The following is a 15,551-nucleotide window of genomic DNA, read 5'->3' as shown; positions in this document are numbered from 1 at the left end:
GCGCCGATGCGGGAGGATGCTGGTGTGACGGACGAGGACGCCCCCGGGGGCACCCCACTGGTCGACGAGGCGATGAAGAAGGCCGCCGTGGCCTGGGTCAGCGTTGCGGACGGGCCGGCGCTCGCGCTTTGGTGCGCACCGCTGGAGGGCGCGCTGCTGGTGGTCAGCGGGCCGGGCGAGCAGGCCGCACCGGGTCTGGCCGACGCGACCGAGGCCCAGGTCACCCTGCGCGGCGACCACGGCGGTCGGATCGTCACCTGGCCGGCCCGGGTGAGCCGGTTGCAGCCAGGCACCGAGGCGTGGGAGGTGACCGCGCCGCTGGTGGCGGCGAAGCGCCTCAACGCGCCAGGTCCGACAGCCGACCTGGTGGCCCGCTGGGCGGCCGACGGATGCGCGGTGAACCGGCTCGCCCCGGCCGGTACGCCGCTGGCCGGATCGGAGTTGCCGGCCGACGCGCAGGCCGAGCCACCTCGGCCGACTCCGGCGGTCCGGGCCACCCGTAAGCCGTTCCGACTGCACCGGGTCCGCCGCCGCTGATCGGTCGATCAGCCCGTCCGACCGCCGACGCCCGCCACCGCGGCGTCGGCGTCGACGAGGGCGAGCACGTCGCCCAAGGCGCCGAGCGTCGGGCCGCACCAGTCCCGGTCGGCGTTGAAGACCATGTGCGTGGCCAGATCCGGTGCGGCGAGCCGGACGGCGGTCATCCCGGCCCGCTCGGCGCCGGTCAACTCCTGGCTGCCGCCGTCACCGACGTAGAGGCAGTCGCCCGGAGCGAGCCCGAGCCGCTGGCAGGCCGTCAGGTAGAGCGTCGGATCCGGCTTGCACCGCCCGACCTGCACCGAGAAGACCCGAACGTCGAGCAGGGGGGCGACAGCGAGCTGCGGCAGGAAGGCCGGCAGTTCGTGCGTACAGTCGCTGATCACGCCGGTGCGCAGGCCGCGCTGGCGCAGAGCCGCCAGCACCGGCACCGCGTCGGCCCGCAGCCAGGTGTCGGCGCGGACCGCCCGGTGCCGGGACGCCACAGCTGCCCGCACCGCATGGTCGCTGGGGTGTACGCCGGCCTGGGCGCACACCCAGCGCAGCGTCGCCTCCGCGTCGCCGAGCCGGCCGCTGGCCCGCTCGTAGTAGGTGCGGTTCAGCACCTCGGTCAAGATCTCAGTGGGACAGCCGAGCAGTTCGGCGGTGCCGACGTGCGCGACACCGCGTTGTACCGAACGGGTCAGGGTGCCGAAGAAGTCGAACAGCACCGCCTGGTAGCTGGGCATGGGGGAGCGCCTCCGGGCGGTCGAGGGTCGCCGGCGCGAACCCGCGTGATCGTAACGGAGTGATGACCCTCCGTGCTGACCGTCATACGTGTGAGGATTACGTCCCGTGCCCCCACCTCCACCCCGGCCGTCCCTGGACCCGCTGACCACCGGCGCGGTCGGGCTGGCAGTGGTCGCCGTGTCGTCGTCCGCGCCGCTGATCGCGTACGCCGCAGCCCCCGCGCTGGCCATCGCGTTCTGGCGCAACCTGCTCGCGGTGGCCGTGCTGAGTCCCTTCGCGCTGGCCCGACGCCGCGCCGAGTTCCGCAGACTGACAGTGAGTGCGGGTCGGCGGGAGGGTCTGTTCTGCGTGCTGTCCGGGGTCGCCCTGGCCGGGCATTTCGCGACCTGGGTGCCGAGCGCCCAGCTCACCTCGGTCGCCACGTCCACAGCCCTGGTCGCCACCCAGCCGGTCTGGCAGGGGCTGATCGCCCGCGCCCAGGGGCGTCCGCTGCCCCGGGTGGTGTGGATCGGCATCGCGGTGGCGGTCGGCGGCGCGGCGGTCGCCACCGGGGTGGACGTGGGGGTCTCCGGCCGGGCCGTCCTCGGTGACGTGTTGGCGCTGATCGGTGCCATGTTCGCCGCCGTCTACACCGCTTTCGGGGAACGGGCCCGGGTCAGCATCAGCACCACCACCTACACCACCATCTGCTACGGGATCTGCGCGCTGATCCTGCTGACCCTGTGCGTGGTCGGCGGCGTACGGCTGACCGGCTTCGACGGGCGTACCTGGCTGGCCATCCTGGCCCTGGTGGCGGGCGCCCAACTGCTCGGGCACTCGATGTTCAACTACGCCCTTCGGAGAATCCCGGCTACCACTGTCAGCGTGCTGATCCTGCTGGAGGCGCCCGGCGCGGCAGTGCTCGGCTGGGCCTGGCTGGGTCAGCTGCCCCGCCCGTACGCGTTGCTCGGGATGGCGTTGCTGCTGGCCGGCGTGGCGGTGGTGGTGCTCGGCGGCCGGCGGAGCGAACCCACAGCCCTCCCGGCCGACCCGACCCCGCTGGCCGACTGATCAACCCAAGCGGGCGGACCGAGGCCCCACCCACCTACCGGGCTAGCCCTCGTGCACCTCGATCACCCGGGTCGTCGGCGCGGCTTCGCCGAGGGCGGTACGCAGGGCAGCCCGGTCCGGGTCGGCGAGGAACGACTCGTAGCCGGCCCGCCCGTCGAACCGGATCACGTGCACCTCGGCCTGCCCGTCGGTGCCGCGCAGACGCCGCTCCAACCGGCCGCCGTGCCGTTCGAGCAGGGCCAGCACGGCGTCCTCGTAGCGCTGCCCGGCGGCCTCGGCCCCGACCGCGAACTCGACGATCGCGACGAGTGTCAGCACACCGGCCCGGTCAGTCATCGAGACCGACGGCCTTGGCGCTCGCCGTCCATAGCCGGGCGGCGAGCTGCGGATCGGCAGCCTTCCGGAGCGGTCGACGCGGTCGGCGGTCGACGTAGTAACCCCCGTTGATCAGCCGAGAGCGCTCCTGTTTGGCCAACCACACAAGGGTCTCCGCACCCTTCTCCGGGCTGCGGAACGGCATGAACCGCATGCCGAACGCGACAAGCCTGCTGTCGTTGGCGAACCGGGTACGGACCACGCCGGGGTGGAAGCTGTAGGCGGCAACGTCCGGCCAGCGCCGGGCGGCCTCGGCGGTGAACAGGACGTTCGCCTGCTTGCTGGTGCCGTACGCGCCCATCGGCCGGTAGTCACGCAGTGGCTTGTTCAGGTCGTCCGGGTCCAGTGCGCCGAAACGGTGCGCGCCGGAGGCGGTCACCACGACCCGGCCCACCCGGTCGGCGAGCAGGTTGGTCAGCAGGAACGGGGCCAGGTGGTTGGCCTGGATCGACATCTCGAAGCCGTCGACAGTGCTCAGTGGTTGCAGCGCGATCGCGCCGGCGTTGTTGGCGAGCACGTCGATCCGGTCGTAGGCGGACCGGAGCTGCTCGGCCAGTCGACGTACGTCGTCGAGGATCGCGAAGTCGGCCCGGAACAGCTCCGGACGTTCACCGGAGTTCTCCCGTACCCGAACGGCAGCGGCCTGTAGACGGGCCGGGTCCCGCCCGACCAGCACCACCTGGTCGCCCCGACAGGCCAGGTGCACGGCGGCGGCCAGCCCGATGCCGGAGCTGGCCCCGGTCACCACCACCAGTCGGCGCCCAGTGAGATCTTCCACAGGTCCATTCACCCCGGTCATGGCGCGAGGTTACCGTGGCGTCACAACGCCCTTTGGGATCGTTAAGGTCCCGGATCTGTCGTCAGGTGGCGTCGGCATGCCCGCCGGACGCTGGAAGGAGCGCATCCATGGCCGCAGTCGGTCGCCCCCGCAGGTCCTGCCTCGCCGTGCCGGGTTCCAGCGTGAAGATGCTCGGCAAGGCTCAGGGCCTCGCGGCCGACCAGGTCTTCCTCGACCTGGAGGACGCCGTCGCCCCACTGGCCAAGCCGGACGCGCGCAAGAACATCGTGGCCGTCCTCAACGAGGGCGACTGGGCCGGCAAGACCCGGGTGGTCCGGGTCAACGACCTGACCACCCCGTGGACCTACCGGGATGTCATCGAGGTCGTCGAGGGCGCCGGCGCCAACCTGGACTGCATCATGCTGCCGAAGGTGCAGACCGCGGCCCAGGTGCAGTGGCTGGACCTGACGCTCACCCAGATCGAGAAGACGATCGGCCTGGAGGTCGGTCGGATCGGCATCGAGGCGCAGATCGAGAACGCCGCCGGTCTGGTCAACGTGGACGCGATCGCCGCCGCCTCGCCGCGCGTGGAGACCATCATCTTCGGCCCGGCCGACTTCATGGCGTCGATCAACATGAAGTCGATGGTGGTCGGCGGCCTGATCCCGGACTACCCGGGCGACCCGTACCACTACATCCTGATGCGGATCCTGATGGCCGCGCGGATGCACGACAAGCAAGCCATCGACGGCCCGTTCCTGCAGATCCGCGACGTCGACGCGTTCCGCGAGGTGGCCAAGCGCTCGGCCGCGCTGGGCTTCGACGGCAAGTGGGTGCTGCACCCGGGCCAGATCGACGCCGCCAACGAGGTCTACCAGCCGGCCCAGGCCGACTACGACCACGCCGAGCTGATCCTCGACGCGTACGAGCACTACACCTCGGAGGCCGGCGGCCGGCTCGGCGCCGTGATGCTCGGCGACGAGATGATCGACGAAGCGTCCCGCAAGATGGCGCTGGTGGTCGCGGCCAAGGGCCGGGCCGCCGGGATGAGCCGCACCTCGTCGTTCACCCCACCGGAGCAGTGACCGGCCGGGCCGGGACGACCGCCGCCGGCTGTCGGTCCGGCCCGACAATCGGCGGTACGCCGGCCCGCCCGCCGGTCAGTAGCTACTGCTGCTGTTGTCGCTGGTCGCGATCGCGTAGACGATCGCGGCGACGTAGATGAGGATCACCAGCACCAGGAACCCGGTGAGAATCCAGCCGACGATGATGGCAGCCTTCGCCATCCCCGCCCCGCCCTCGCCGCTGAGCCGGATCTGCTTCTGCGCCACGTGGCCGAGGATCGCGCCGATCGGCGCGGTGATGCAGGACGTGAAACCGATCAGGGCCAGCACGAACGCCGCGATGGCCAGCCCGTTGGTCTTCGGCGGCTGGGGGTAGCCGTAGCCGGGGTACTGCGGCGGATAACCGGGCGGGGCGTAACCGGGCATCGGCTGGGCCGCTGGCTGCTTCGCACCGGCGTACGGGTCGACCGGGGCGTACGGGTCCGGGGCGTACGCGGTCGGGGCGTACGGGGCCGGGGCGTACGGGTCCGGGGCGTACGGGTCGACCGGGCCAGCTTGGGCGGGCACCGGCTGACCGGCCACCAGTGTCGGATCCGGTGCGGGGCTCGACGGTTGGGCCGACCACGTGGGATCGCTCCAGTTGCCGGGCGGCGGGGGATTGGTCATACGAACTCTCCGTCAGGTTGGGGTGCGGAGACAGGGTAGCCAGCGCCGCCCAAACCCGACGCCCCTGCTTCCGGGTGCCGCGTTGCTCGGGCCGGTCGTAACGGGCAGGATCCCTGTCATGGCATACGACGCGCGCGCCGCGGACCGCTCCGGCAGTCGACCCCGACGGGACGTCAGCCGCCCGGGTGCGGCCCGGCGCGCCCGGACGGCCACCCCGGCGGGCAGCCCCGGCCCCGACGAGCCGGTCGCGCTCACCGACCCGGTCACCATGCGCCTCGACGGGCGGGTCGCCCTGGTCACCGGGGCGGGCAGCCCGGACGGCATCGGGTACGCCACCGCCCGGCGACTCGCCGACCTGGGCGCGCGGGTGGCCATCGTCTCCACCACCCGCCGCATCCACGAGCGGGCGACCGAGCTGGGGGTGACCGGCTTCGTCGCGGACCTGACCGACGAGTCCGAGGTCGGCGCGCTGGCCGATGCGGTCGCCGAGCAGTTGGGCGACGTCGAGGTGCTGGTAAACAACGCTGGCCTGGCCAGTCGCGCCAGCCAGGGGGTGCTGCGGCCGGTAGCGCAGTTGACCTACGACGAGTGGCGCGGTGAGATCGACCGCAACCTCTCCACAGCGTTCCTGTGCAGCCGGGCGTTCATCGGGGGGATGGCCGAGCGGGGTTGGGGTCGGATCGTCAACCTGTCGGCCACGGCCGGCCCGGTCAACGCCCTGCCCACCGAGGCCGCGTACGCCGCGGCGAAGGCCGGGGTCGTCGGGCTGACCCGGGCCCTGGCCATGGAGATGATCGCCGACGGGGTGACAGTCAACGCGGTGGCGCCGGGCACCATCTACACCGCGGCGTCCACCATGGCCGAGATCAAGCAGGGGTTGGGCACCCCGGTGGGGCGGCCGGGCACGCCGGACGAGGTCGCCGCGGCGATCAGCTTCCTCTGCTCGCCGGCCGCTTCGTACATCACCGGCCAGATGCTGGTGGTGGACGGCGGCAACAGCGTCCGGGAGGCCCGCTTCCGCTGACGACGACGGTCCGCGGCGGCCCGGTCGTCAGTAGCTGCCACTGTCGCCGGTGTTGCCGAAGGCCACCAGCGCCAGCCAGCCGCAGCAGGCCAGCACGGTGAGGCCGGTGAAGACGTAGCCAAGGATCAGCCCCCAGGTGGCGAGCTGGTCGCCCTCCTCGCCGCTGGTGCGGATCTGCCGCTTGGCCACGTGGCCGAGGACGGCGCCGGCCGGCGGGAAGACGAAGGCGAACACCAGCGACAGGATCGCCAGCACGTTGGTGCCCCGACCCGGCCCGGAAGGCGGTGGGCCGTACTGCCCGTAGGGGCCCTGCGGGGGGTACGGCGGTTGCTGGCTCCAGTGCGCCGACTGCTGCGGCCCCTGGTGGCCGTACGGGGACGGTTCGCCAGCCGGTGGCCCGTACGGTGAGCGTTCCGTTGGCAGCTCGTACGCCGGCTGGTCCGGCTGCGGCGCGTACGGCGACTGGCCGGCCGGCGGTGGCGCGTACGGCGACTGGTCCTTCGGTGGCTCGTAGGGTGACGGCGGCGGCTCGTCCTCGGGCGGTCCCGACGGCGGCGGGTAGCTCACAGCTGTCCTCCTCCTGCCGGTGCCGGAAAAGTCCCTCTTGCCGGACGCTACCCGCAGCGGTGAACCTTTTCACAGCGGTTGTGTGGACTGGTCACCTTGGCCTCGTCGACCCGAGGGGCCGATACTGACCCAGCGTTCAGTTACCCATGAGTAGTGCGCGGATCCCCGGAGGCTGAGATGGCCCGACTCGCCCAGACGCCCGGCCTGACCGATGTGCAACAGTCGATCCTGGAGACCGTTCGGGACTTCGCCGACAAGGAGATCATCCCGCACGCGCAGCGGCTGGAGCACGCCGACGAGTACCCCACCGACATCCTCGACGGCATGCGCGAGATGGGGCTGTTCGGTCTCACCATCGACGAGGAGTACGGCGGCCTCGGCGAATCGCTGCTCACCTACGCGCTGGTGGTGGAGCAGTTGTCCCGAGGCTGGATGTCGATCTCCGGCATCGTCAACACCCACTTCATCGTGGCGTACCTGATCTCCCAGCACGGCTCCGCCGAGCAGAAGGCCCGCCTACTGCCGAGGATGGCCACCGGCGAGGTGCGCGGCGCGTTCTCCATGTCCGAGCCCGAGACCGGCTCCGACGTGTCGGCGATCAAGTCCCGGGCCGTCCGCGACGGCGACAACTACGTGCTCAACGGACAGAAGATGTGGCTGACAAACGGGGCGTACTCCTCGGTGGTGGCCACCCTGGTCAAGACCGACACCGGCGCGGAGTCCGTCTACGGCAACATGAGCACCTTCCTGCTGGAGAAGGAGCCGGGCTTCGGCGAGACCGCCCCCGGCCTCACCATCCCCGGCAAGATCGAGAAGATGGGCTACAAGGGCGTCGAGACCACCGAGATGGTGCTCGACGGGGTGACCGTCCCCGACTCCGCGATCCTCGGTGGCGCCAACCAGGTGGGCCGCGGCTTCTACCAGATGATGGACGGCATCGAGGTGGGACGGGTCAACGTCGCCGCCCGCGCCTGCGGCATCTCCATCCGGGCCTTCGAGTTGGCGGTCAGCTACGCCCAGCAGCGCAAGACCTTCGGCCAGCCCCTCGCCAAGCACCAGGCGATCGCCTTCAAGCTCGCCGAGATGGGCACGAAGATCGAGGCCGCACACGCCCTCATGGTCAACGCCGCCCGGCTCAAGGACGCCGGCCAGCGCAACGACGTGGAGGCCGGGATGGCCAAGCTGCTCGCCTCCGAATACTGCGCCGAGGTCGTCCAGGAGGCGTTCCGCATCCACGGCGGCTACGGCTACTCCAAGGAGTACGAGATCGAGCGGCTGATGCGTGAGGCCCCGTTCCTGCTCATCGGCGAGGGCACCTCGGAGATCCAGAAGACCATCATCTCCCGAGGCCTCCTCAAGGAGTACAAGCTCTGATCCGCGCCCAACCTCCGCGATCTTGCACTTCGGTTGCCCGGTTGCCGCTTATGTCGATTATGCCGGGACAGTAAGTGCAAGATCGCGGGAGCGAGGGTGAGGGCTGGGTCAGGTTAGGCGGGTCAGGTTGGCGGCGGCGCGTTCGACGATGAGGCAGCGGTCTTCGACGTAGTCCATGCCGGCCTCCTCGGCGATCCGCCGCGCCTCGGCCGAGACGATGCCCAGTTGGAGCCAGACCGCCGGGGCGCCGATCGCCGCCGCGTCCCGGACCACCTGCACGGCGTCGGCCGCCGGCCGGAACACGTCCACCAGGTCGACCGGGTGCGGGATGTCGGCCAGCGACTTGTAGGCCCGTTCCCCGAACAGTTCGTCGACGGTCGGGTTGACCGGGATGATTCGCCAGCCGTACCGCTGCATCTGCAACGGCACGCCGTGCGCGGCCTTCAACGGGTCGCGGGACGCGCCCACGACGGCGATCACGGCGGAGTCGGCGAGGATCTGCTGAGCGGTACGCACCCGCCGACTGTAGCTCCGACTACAACAGCGTCAGCTGCTCGGCCGCCGACGGTGGCGGTGGCTCGGGCAGGCTGCGGTTGTCGCCCCGCTCCCCGCGGTGCAGCCCGTGCCGGCGTGCCGCGATCCGCACCCGGGCGGTCAGCTCCCGCTGGTACGCCTGCGGGGCGTACGCGCCGGCCCGGTAGAGCTCGCGGTAGCGGGGCACGAGGTGCGGGTGCTCGCGGGCGAGCCAGTGCGCGTACCACTCCCGGGCGCCGGGACGCAGATGCAGGGGCAGGGCGGTCACGCTCGTCGCGCCGGCGGCGGCGATCGCCGAGACGGTGGTGTCGATCGACTCGTCGCTGTCGCTGAGGCCGGGCAGGATCGGTGCCATCAGCACGCCGACGGAGAAACCGGCGTCGGCGAGTGCCCGGACGGCGTCCAGCCGGCGGCGTGGGTGCGGTGTGCCGGGCTCGACGGTGCGCCAGAGGTGCTCGTCGACAAACCCCACCGAGAAGGAGATGCCCACCGTGGTCACCTCGGCAGCCTCGCGCAACAGCGGCAGGTCGCGCAGGATCAACGTGCCCTTGGTGAGGATCGAGAACGGGTTGGCGAAGTCGCGCAGGGCTCCGATGATCTGCGGCATCAGCCGGTAACGACCCTCGGCGCGCTGGTAGCAGTCCACGTTGGTGCCCATCGCCACGTGCGCGCCCCGCCAGCGTGGCGCGGCCAGCTCCCGCCGGACCAGCTCACCGGCGTTGACCTTGACGATCACCTTCCGGTCGAAGTCCGCACCGGCATCGAGATCGAGATAAGTGTGTGTATTCCTCGCGAAACAGTAAACGCAGGCATGAGAGCAGCCTCGGTATGGGTTGATCGTCCACTCGAACGGGACGCGGGACTGCCCGGCCACCCGGTTGAGGATGGACTTGGCCTGCACCTCGTAGAACGTCATCCCGGCGAACTCGGGGGTGTCGAAGGTGCGGGCGACGGCGCCGGGCAGCGCCAGCGGCAGGGGTGGCGTCGCTGGCGCTGCCCGCTCGGGGTCTCCCTCGACCGGGGGAGCGGTGAGGTTGTCCCAGCGCATGGCCATTATTCGAACACGTGTACGAGGCAAGCGCAAGTGACCCGCCGTACACCGGTGGGCGTCCGCGTGGTCGGAGAGGGGAGGATGGACGCCATGGAGACGTCGACCTTCGTCTACGACGGGGACTGCGCGTTCTGCACGAGCTGTGCGGAGTTCATCGAACGTCGCATCCCCACCGCCGCACGTGTCGTGCCCTGGCAGTTCGCCGACCTGGACGCGCTCGGCCTCACAGTGGCCGAGTGCGAGGAGGCCGTGCAGTGGGTGGGCGCGGACGGCTCGCGGGCGGCCGGCCCGGACGCCATCGCGAAGCTGCTCGCCGCGAGTGGTCCGCTCTGGCGGGTCGCCGGCGCCGGTCTGCGGATTCCTCCGGTACGCGTCGCCGCCTGGCCGTTGTACCGCTGGGTGGCACGTAACCGGCACCGACTTCCCGGTGGCACTGCTGCCTGTTCCCTGCCGCAGGAGGCCCGGGAGCGGCTCTACGGGCCGGCCGGTCGCCCGACCACCGGCGCCTGATCGTCCAGCGCCGGCCCCGCGCCGGCTGTCACCGGGCCCGGGTCAGGCGGCACCCTGTCGACGTCGGCCGGGCGCGGCTCCGGGGCATCCGTCGTCGCCGCCTCGGGAGAGCCGCGGCCGACGAGCCGGCGTGCCCAGACCAGCGGGCGCACCCGCTCCAGCGGTAGGAAGCTGGTCATCGCGGCCAGGTGCGGCGCGAACGAGATCGTGATGGTCGCGATGGTGACCGCGTGGAACGAGTAGAAGAAGCCGACCATGGCGAGTCGCCAGCGGGGTGGCAGGAAGAAGACCAGCGGGCTCAGCAGCTCGAACGCGACGATGCCGAACTGGGCGACGATCAGCAGGTACGGCACCTGGGCGATGAGGTCCGCCAGGTCGGTGCCGCGCCGGATGATCGCGCGGGCCAGGACCGAGCCGGTCAGCCAGTCCAGACCGCCGAAGCGCAGCTTGGCGAAGGCTGCCAGGAAGTACGTGCAGATCACCGCGATCTGGGTGACGCGTAGGGCCCAGCCGCCGGCCTCGGTGCGGGTGGTGTCGCCGTGTCGGGCGCGACCGGCGGTGGGCAGCACGGCCAGGGCGACGAGCAGCCCGAACCGGTCGTGGTCGACCTTCCCGTAGCTCATCGCGATGATCATCCACTCCAGGTACAGCGCGCACACCGCCCAGCCGAGCAGCCGGGGCGCTCGTCCGGTGGCGGCGAGGAGTGCGAGCAGCAGCAACGCCCAGAAGATCACCGTCACCAGCGTCTCGGTTGGCGTCGGCATTGGGAGCAGGCGGCCGATCAGGAGTGGCTGGTACAGGTCGCCGGGCACGCTCACCCGGGTGCGTACCCAGGGCGTGAAGATCACCAGATCGGCGGCGACGAAAAGGTAGATCAGGGTGCGGAAGGCGGCCACCCGGCCCCGGGGTACGGCGTCGGTCAGCCAGCGGTTCATCGGGTGGCCTGCCAGCGGACGACGGTCTGGTCGGTGTGTTGGCCGGTCGGTCGGCCGGCGCGGATGCCGTGCCAGCGGATGACGATGCGGACCTCGACCAGCGCGGGAGCGTCCGGGTGGCGTTCGGCGTACGCGTCGGCGACCTCGGTGAGCAGCGTCGGGTCGGCGGCGTATCGGGCCTGCTGACCCTCGATCTCGGCGCGGCGGATGCCTGTCGCGTTCTGGTCCAGGTCGATCACCGCCCCGGAGCTGTTCACCCCCTCGACGCGGGTGTCGGGTGCGGGCGCGTTCGGCGGGTTGGAGGTGGAGTACATCCGGAACGGGCCGAACGGGAAGTCGTCGTCGCTGCCCCAGAAGGTGCCGACGACGAGCAGGACGAGGCCCAGTGCGGTCACGCCCAGCCGGGTCACGCGCCCGCGGGTGGTCAGGTTCTCCATCGGGTCGTGACGATACGGGATGTACCGACGGCCTCGGGTCCCTCCGACGGCCAGTTCGGCCTGACCAGGCAGGTGATCATGCGGGGTTGCTGGGGGTACGGCGAAGGCCGGGCCCGCATCGGGCCCGGCCTTCGGTGTCGTCGTGGGGACGACTCAGTGGTTGTGCTCGGCCAGCTGCTTGCGGACGTCGTCCATGTCCAGCGCCTCGACCTGCTCGATCAGGTTCTCCAGCGCGGACTCGGGAAGGGCGCCCGGCTGGGCGAAGACGATGACGCCGTCTCGGATCGCCATGATCGTCGGGATCGAGCGAATGTCGAACTTGGCGCCCAGCTCCTGCTGAGCCTCCGTGTCGACCTTGCCGAAGACGATGTTCTGGTGCTTCTCCGAGGAGCGCTCGTAGACCGGGGCGAACCGCTTGCACGGACCACACCAGTCGGCCCAGAAGTCGACCAGGACGATGCCGTCGTTGCCGGTCACCTCGTCGAAGTTCGTCGAGGTCAGCTCAACGGTTGCCATTGCACTCTCCGATCACCGCGGTTTATCTACGTCCCGTAGAACCAGGGCTGACCGTATCGAATTCCCGTGCGGTGGGGCACGAAACGTGCCCGGGGCTGCCGGGGGGTGCCGCAGGTCATCGACGTGCATCTGTTCACACCCGACCTGCGGAACGCAAGTGCATGACGCACTTGCGTGACCTGCGGTAATGGGAGCGTTTCCAGGGAGATCCACGCGATTGAGCACTACGAATCGGTAACTTGGGCCTTGACAAGGAGGTATCCGGCCTGCGGAGATCGCTGATCAACCTCCCCGTCGTCACACACAGTAGTGTTACAAAAAGATAAATGTGACCGCGATCTCTGTTGAACCTACGCAGGCGTAGGGCAGAATTCCTCACATCAGAGCGTGGGCGGCGGGTGCCGGGGAGGGCCCCGCCGCTCATTGCGTCTCCCCCCAGGCGAGTGACCGGTGTGACATTTCCGCCGCCGTCGCGCCCCGCCGGTCGCCTTAACCATCGATAAGGCATGCTGTGCCGAACTCCATCGCCGCCCGTCGAAGGGACCAGCATGCAGTTCGGTCGCTACTACGAGGAGTTCGAGGTCGGCGCGGTCTACCGGCACTGGCCGGGCAAGACCGTCACCGAGTACGACGACCACCTCTTCTGCCTGCTCACCATGAACCACCACCCGCTGCACATGGACGCGCACTACGCCGCGACGGCGAGCCAGTTCAAGCGCAACGTCGTGGTCGGCAACTACATCTACTCGTTGCTGCTCGGCATGTCGGTGCCCGACGTGAGTGGCAAGGCGATCGCCAACCTGGAGGTCGAGTCGCTGCGGCACGTCGCGCCGACCTTCCACGGCGACACCATCTACGGCGAGACCACGGTGCTGGACAAGCGTGAGTCCGGCTCGAAACCCGACCGGGGCGTGGTGTCGGTGGAGACCCGTGGTTACAACCAGGACGGCACGATGGTCTGCGTCTTCCGGCGCAAGGTGATGGTCCCCAAGCGGGAGTACGCGGCCGCTGCGGTGCCCGACGGAGTGGATCCGGAGCGGCCCAGCTTCCCCGAGCCGCGCTGACAGCCGCGCGGCAGGCTCGACCGTCGACGAACACCGGGCTCCTTCCCCTGCGCGGGTCTGCTGGGGAAGGGGCCCTGTTCCCGTCGCGGGGCATATGCTGACGCCGGAGGTTCCGATGAGCCACTCCGTAGCGGGAGAGCCGTCCTCTGCCGGCCGCCGAGCCGCACCCTTGACCACCGCTGTCTACTCCGCCGCCGAGTGGGATCTGCTCACCAGCCTGCCCGGACGGGTTCTCGTGGCCGCCGCGGCACCCGCTCCCGGCCGGACGGAGCGTGGAGTCCTGGCCGGCCTGGCCGGTCTGGATGCCGTGGCCGCGGGCCGAGCCTCCGACAGCGACCTGGTCCGCGCGGTGGTCGCCACGATCTACGCCCGCCACGACGGCGCCCCGCAACCCGCCGAGCGGCTCACCGACCTGGTGGACCTGCTGGCCGCCTGTCGTGCGGCGAGCCGGGTCCTCCGGCGGCGGGCCGACCCTGCCGACTCGGCCGCGTACCGCCAGTGGGTGCAGTCGGTAGCGGCCCGGGTGTGTCGCGCGGTGCCCGGCACCGGCGCGCGCCGGGTGGACCCACCGGCCAGCGCGGCGGACCGGCGCTTCCTGGACCGGCTCGGTGCCGCCCTCGACCTGGGCTGACCGGCAGGTCGTCGCGGCCGGCGCCGGCGGGGTCCGTACCCTCTGATGACCGTGACCGACGACCAACTCGAGGTGGGCGTGGGCCCCTGGCCGGGGGACCCACCGGACGACCCCCGTTACGACAGGCAACTGCTCGCTGAGGGGGACCGGCGCAACGTCGTCGACCGCTACCGCTACTGGCGGCACGAGGCGATCGTCGCCGACCTGGACCGGCACCGGCACGGCTTCCACGTCGCTATCGAGAACTGGCAGCACGACTTCAACATCGGCACCGTGGTGCGCAACGCCAACGCGTTCAACGCCGCCGAGGTGCACATCGTCGGACGGCGACGGTGGAACCGGCGCGGCGCGATGGTGACCGACCGGTACCAGCACGTACGGCACCACGAGACGATCGAGGAGTTCGTCGCCTGGGCGGCCGAGCGGCAGTTGCCGGTGTTCGGCATCGACAACCTGCCGGGGTCGCGTCCGCTGGAGACCGGCACCCTGCCGCGGGACTGCGTGCTGCTGTTCGGCCAGGAAGGGCCCGGCCTCTCCGCGCCGGCCCGTGCGGCCTGCGACCAGCTCTACTCCATCGCCCAGTACGGCTCGACGAGGTCGATCAACGCGGGCGTGGCCAGCGGAATCGCCATGCACGCCTGGATCCGCGCGCACGCCGGTACGCCGCCGGACTGACCCACGTACGGTGCCGAATCGGACGTTCCGGCTTGACGTGCCGGCGGTCCGGGGCGACGGTGGGGATGTGAGTGTCGCGGTGAGTTGTCCGAGATGCGGGGGCCCGGTACGGGCGCCGGATCTGATGAACGCCGACTCGAGGTGTGTGCGCTGCGGCCCGGTGCCGCCGTTGCACGTGCCCGAGCACATCGGAGCGGACATCGTGGCGAGCGTGGTGGAACGGATCACCGCGACCGGCGATCCGCCGGTGACGCCGTTGTGGTGCCCGTGGCCGCTGCCGCCCGGTTGGACACTCACCGGCGTCGCGTACGCCGGGGACGACCGGACGGGCGTGCGGGCGACGGTGGTGGCCTGCGCGGGCCCGGCGCCGCTCGGTGGTGGTCCGGCCGATCTGGTCTTCGTGGCCGAGGAACCCGGTGTCGGCCTGGGCACCCGGCTCGCCGGTCTGACCGGCCCGGACCCGGGGCCGGAGTTGGTGGACGCGTTGACCGACCCGGGGTCGGGTCACCCCGACCACGTCGGACAGGCGAAGATCAAGGTCGGCGGGCACCCGACTCCACTGTGGGTGGTGAATTCATCAACGGATCGAAGCGCGTACGCCGGCGAAGCTCGGGGAATGTGGCTCCATGCGATAGCCTGGCCGGCGAGTGCGGGTCACCTGCTCGCGGAAGACGTCGTGCTACACGACCTGACCGAGTGGACTCCGCCCGAGCTCGTGTACGGCGCACCGTCCCCGTATCTACCCGGTAGAGCTTGACAACTCTTCCGGATTGACGGAGAACGGACGCAGATATTCACTGTACGACACCACACTGATACTCTGGGTGCCGCTGCGGTAATGGGACCCGGCGCCGCGCGAGAGGATGGCCCGCCATGGTCAAGAAGGTCCTCACCTGGGCCGGAATCGCATTCTTGATCTTCTTCGTCGCCTACCGGCCAAACTCTGCGGCGGACGTGTTCAAGTCGCTCGGCGGCGGGATCATGGATATCGCCCAGGGGTTTGGCGACTTCTTCACCAGCCTCGTCGCCTAGCA

Annotated in this window: 21 protein-coding genes; 11 read left to right on the top strand and 10 right to left on the bottom strand. The window is 70.7% G+C overall.

Translation table 11 applies throughout. The annotated features are described in order from the left end of the window. The first annotated feature begins 6 nt into the window (after positions 1-6). A complete protein-coding gene (locus OG992_RS17305; RefSeq protein ID WP_238683645.1) occupies positions 7-537 on the top strand; it encodes a hypothetical protein in 531 nt (176 codons plus the stop codon). Positions 538-545: 8 nt separating this feature from the next. Here OG992_RS17305 and OG992_RS17300 read toward each other — a convergent pair whose 3' ends face one another. Then, entirely contained in the window at positions 546-1,265 is a 720-nt protein-coding gene (locus tag OG992_RS17300) for an HAD family hydrolase (protein WP_266303732.1), read from the bottom strand. Between the two features lie 106 nt (positions 1,266-1,371). Here OG992_RS17300 and OG992_RS17295 point away from each other — a divergent pair, with 106 nt between their 5' ends. After that, complete coding sequence (locus OG992_RS17295) at positions 1,372-2,316, top strand: DMT family transporter (protein WP_266303731.1); 945 nt, start codon at positions 1,372-1,374, stop codon at positions 2,314-2,316. A gap of 42 nt (positions 2,317-2,358) precedes the next feature. Here the strand turns inward: OG992_RS17295 and OG992_RS17290 are convergent, their stop codons facing one another. Continuing rightward, the gene (locus tag OG992_RS17290) at positions 2,359-2,652 is read right to left on the bottom strand and encodes a hypothetical protein (protein WP_112673907.1); all 294 of its coding nucleotides are present in this window, start codon (positions 2,650-2,652) and stop codon (positions 2,359-2,361) included. Then, positions 2,645-3,469, bottom strand: coding sequence for an SDR family NAD(P)-dependent oxidoreductase (locus OG992_RS17285; RefSeq protein ID WP_266305223.1), 825 nt, complete (start codon positions 3,467-3,469; stop codon positions 2,645-2,647). The genes OG992_RS17290 and OG992_RS17285 overlap by 8 nt, the downstream gene beginning before the upstream one ends. Before the next feature lie 128 nt (positions 3,470-3,597). Between OG992_RS17285 and OG992_RS17280 the strand changes: the two genes are divergently transcribed. Continuing rightward, entirely contained in the window at positions 3,598-4,554 is a 957-nt protein-coding gene (locus tag OG992_RS17280) for a CoA ester lyase (RefSeq protein WP_266303730.1), read from the top strand. A gap of 75 nt (positions 4,555-4,629) precedes the next feature. On the opposite strand, the gene OG992_RS17275 is transcribed toward OG992_RS17280, so the two are convergent. After that, positions 4,630-5,199, bottom strand: coding sequence for a DUF4190 domain-containing protein (locus OG992_RS17275; protein ID WP_238683640.1), 570 nt, complete (start codon positions 5,197-5,199; stop codon positions 4,630-4,632). A 118-nt stretch (positions 5,200-5,317) separates the two neighbouring features. Here OG992_RS17275 and OG992_RS17270 point away from each other — a divergent pair, with 118 nt between their 5' ends. Further along, the gene (locus OG992_RS17270; RefSeq protein WP_266303729.1) at positions 5,318-6,223 is read left to right on the top strand and encodes an SDR family NAD(P)-dependent oxidoreductase; all 906 of its coding nucleotides are present in this window, start codon (positions 5,318-5,320) and stop codon (positions 6,221-6,223) included. A 27-nt stretch (positions 6,224-6,250) separates the two neighbouring features. On the opposite strand, the gene OG992_RS17265 is transcribed toward OG992_RS17270, so the two are convergent. Further along, positions 6,251-6,790, bottom strand: coding sequence for a DUF4190 domain-containing protein (locus OG992_RS17265; protein ID WP_238683639.1), 540 nt, complete (start codon positions 6,788-6,790; stop codon positions 6,251-6,253). Between the two features lie 177 nt (positions 6,791-6,967). On the opposite strand from OG992_RS17265, the gene OG992_RS17260 reads away from it, so the two are divergent. After that, a complete protein-coding gene (locus tag OG992_RS17260; RefSeq protein WP_238683855.1) occupies positions 6,968-8,164 on the top strand; it encodes an acyl-CoA dehydrogenase family protein in 1,197 nt (398 codons plus the stop codon). Positions 8,165-8,272: 108 nt separating this feature from the next. On the opposite strand, the gene OG992_RS17255 is transcribed toward OG992_RS17260, so the two are convergent. Together OG992_RS17255 and OG992_RS17250 are read right to left on the bottom strand one after the other, a co-directional pair. Next, a complete protein-coding gene (locus OG992_RS17255; RefSeq protein ID WP_238683638.1) occupies positions 8,273-8,680 on the bottom strand; it encodes a CoA-binding protein in 408 nt (135 codons plus the stop codon). Positions 8,681-8,699: 19 nt separating this feature from the next. After that, positions 8,700-9,746 (bottom strand): Rv2578c family radical SAM protein, encoded by a 1,047-nt coding sequence (locus OG992_RS17250; protein WP_266303728.1) that lies wholly within the window; start codon positions 9,744-9,746, stop codon positions 8,700-8,702. A gap of 93 nt (positions 9,747-9,839) precedes the next feature. Here OG992_RS17250 and OG992_RS17245 point away from each other — a divergent pair, with 93 nt between their 5' ends. Then, on the top strand, positions 9,840-10,259 hold the full coding sequence (locus OG992_RS17245; protein ID WP_109819716.1) for a thiol-disulfide oxidoreductase DCC family protein: 420 nt from the start codon (positions 9,840-9,842) through the stop codon (positions 10,257-10,259). Here the strand turns inward: OG992_RS17245 and OG992_RS17240 are convergent. The 3 genes from OG992_RS17240 to trxA all read right to left on the bottom strand — a co-directional run bounded on the left by OG992_RS17240 (position 10,223) and on the right by trxA (position 12,147). Next, on the bottom strand, positions 10,223-11,194 hold the full coding sequence (locus tag OG992_RS17240) for an HTTM domain-containing protein (RefSeq protein ID WP_266303727.1): 972 nt from the start codon (positions 11,192-11,194) through the stop codon (positions 10,223-10,225). The two genes, OG992_RS17245 and OG992_RS17240, sit on opposite strands and share 37 nt — an antisense overlap. Next, positions 11,191-11,631, bottom strand: a complete 441-nt coding sequence (locus OG992_RS17235; protein WP_238683634.1) for a hypothetical protein — start codon at positions 11,629-11,631, stop codon at positions 11,191-11,193. Before OG992_RS17235 ends, OG992_RS17240 begins: the two co-directional genes overlap by 4 nt. Before the next feature lie 153 nt (positions 11,632-11,784). Next, on the bottom strand, positions 11,785-12,147 hold the full coding sequence (gene trxA, locus OG992_RS17230) for a thioredoxin (protein WP_007455291.1): 363 nt from the start codon (positions 12,145-12,147) through the stop codon (positions 11,785-11,787). A 548-nt stretch (positions 12,148-12,695) separates the two neighbouring features. On the opposite strand from trxA, the gene OG992_RS17225 reads away from it, so the two are divergent. The 5 genes from OG992_RS17225 to OG992_RS17205 all read left to right on the top strand — a co-directional run bounded on the left by OG992_RS17225 (position 12,696) and on the right by OG992_RS17205 (position 15,549). Continuing rightward, positions 12,696-13,211 (top strand): MaoC family dehydratase, encoded by a 516-nt coding sequence (locus OG992_RS17225; protein ID WP_030486570.1) that lies wholly within the window; start codon positions 12,696-12,698, stop codon positions 13,209-13,211. A gap of 94 nt (positions 13,212-13,305) precedes the next feature. Next, a complete protein-coding gene (locus OG992_RS17220) occupies positions 13,306-13,842 on the top strand; it encodes a hypothetical protein (protein ID WP_266303726.1) in 537 nt (178 codons plus the stop codon). Positions 13,843-13,893: 51 nt separating this feature from the next. Next, positions 13,894-14,517, top strand: a complete 624-nt coding sequence (locus OG992_RS17215; protein ID WP_112732894.1) for an RNA methyltransferase — start codon at positions 13,894-13,896, stop codon at positions 14,515-14,517. Positions 14,518-14,527: 10 nt separating this feature from the next. Then, a complete protein-coding gene (locus OG992_RS17210) occupies positions 14,528-15,274 on the top strand; it encodes a DUF6758 family protein (RefSeq protein WP_323181881.1) in 747 nt (248 codons plus the stop codon). A gap of 116 nt (positions 15,275-15,390) precedes the next feature. Beyond that, positions 15,391-15,549: a hypothetical protein gene (locus OG992_RS17205; RefSeq protein WP_007455302.1), complete on the top strand. Its 159-nt coding sequence runs from the start codon at positions 15,391-15,393 to the stop codon at positions 15,547-15,549. Positions 15,550-15,551 lie beyond the last annotated feature (2 nt).

It is taken from the genome of Micromonospora sp. NBC_00362 (assembly GCF_026342155.1).
GTDB classification, from domain to species: domain Bacteria; phylum Actinomycetota; class Actinomycetes; order Mycobacteriales; family Micromonosporaceae; genus Micromonospora; species Micromonospora hortensis.
Note: the sequence above shows the minus strand (reverse complement) of the source record. Positions and strands in the feature narration are given on the sequence as shown.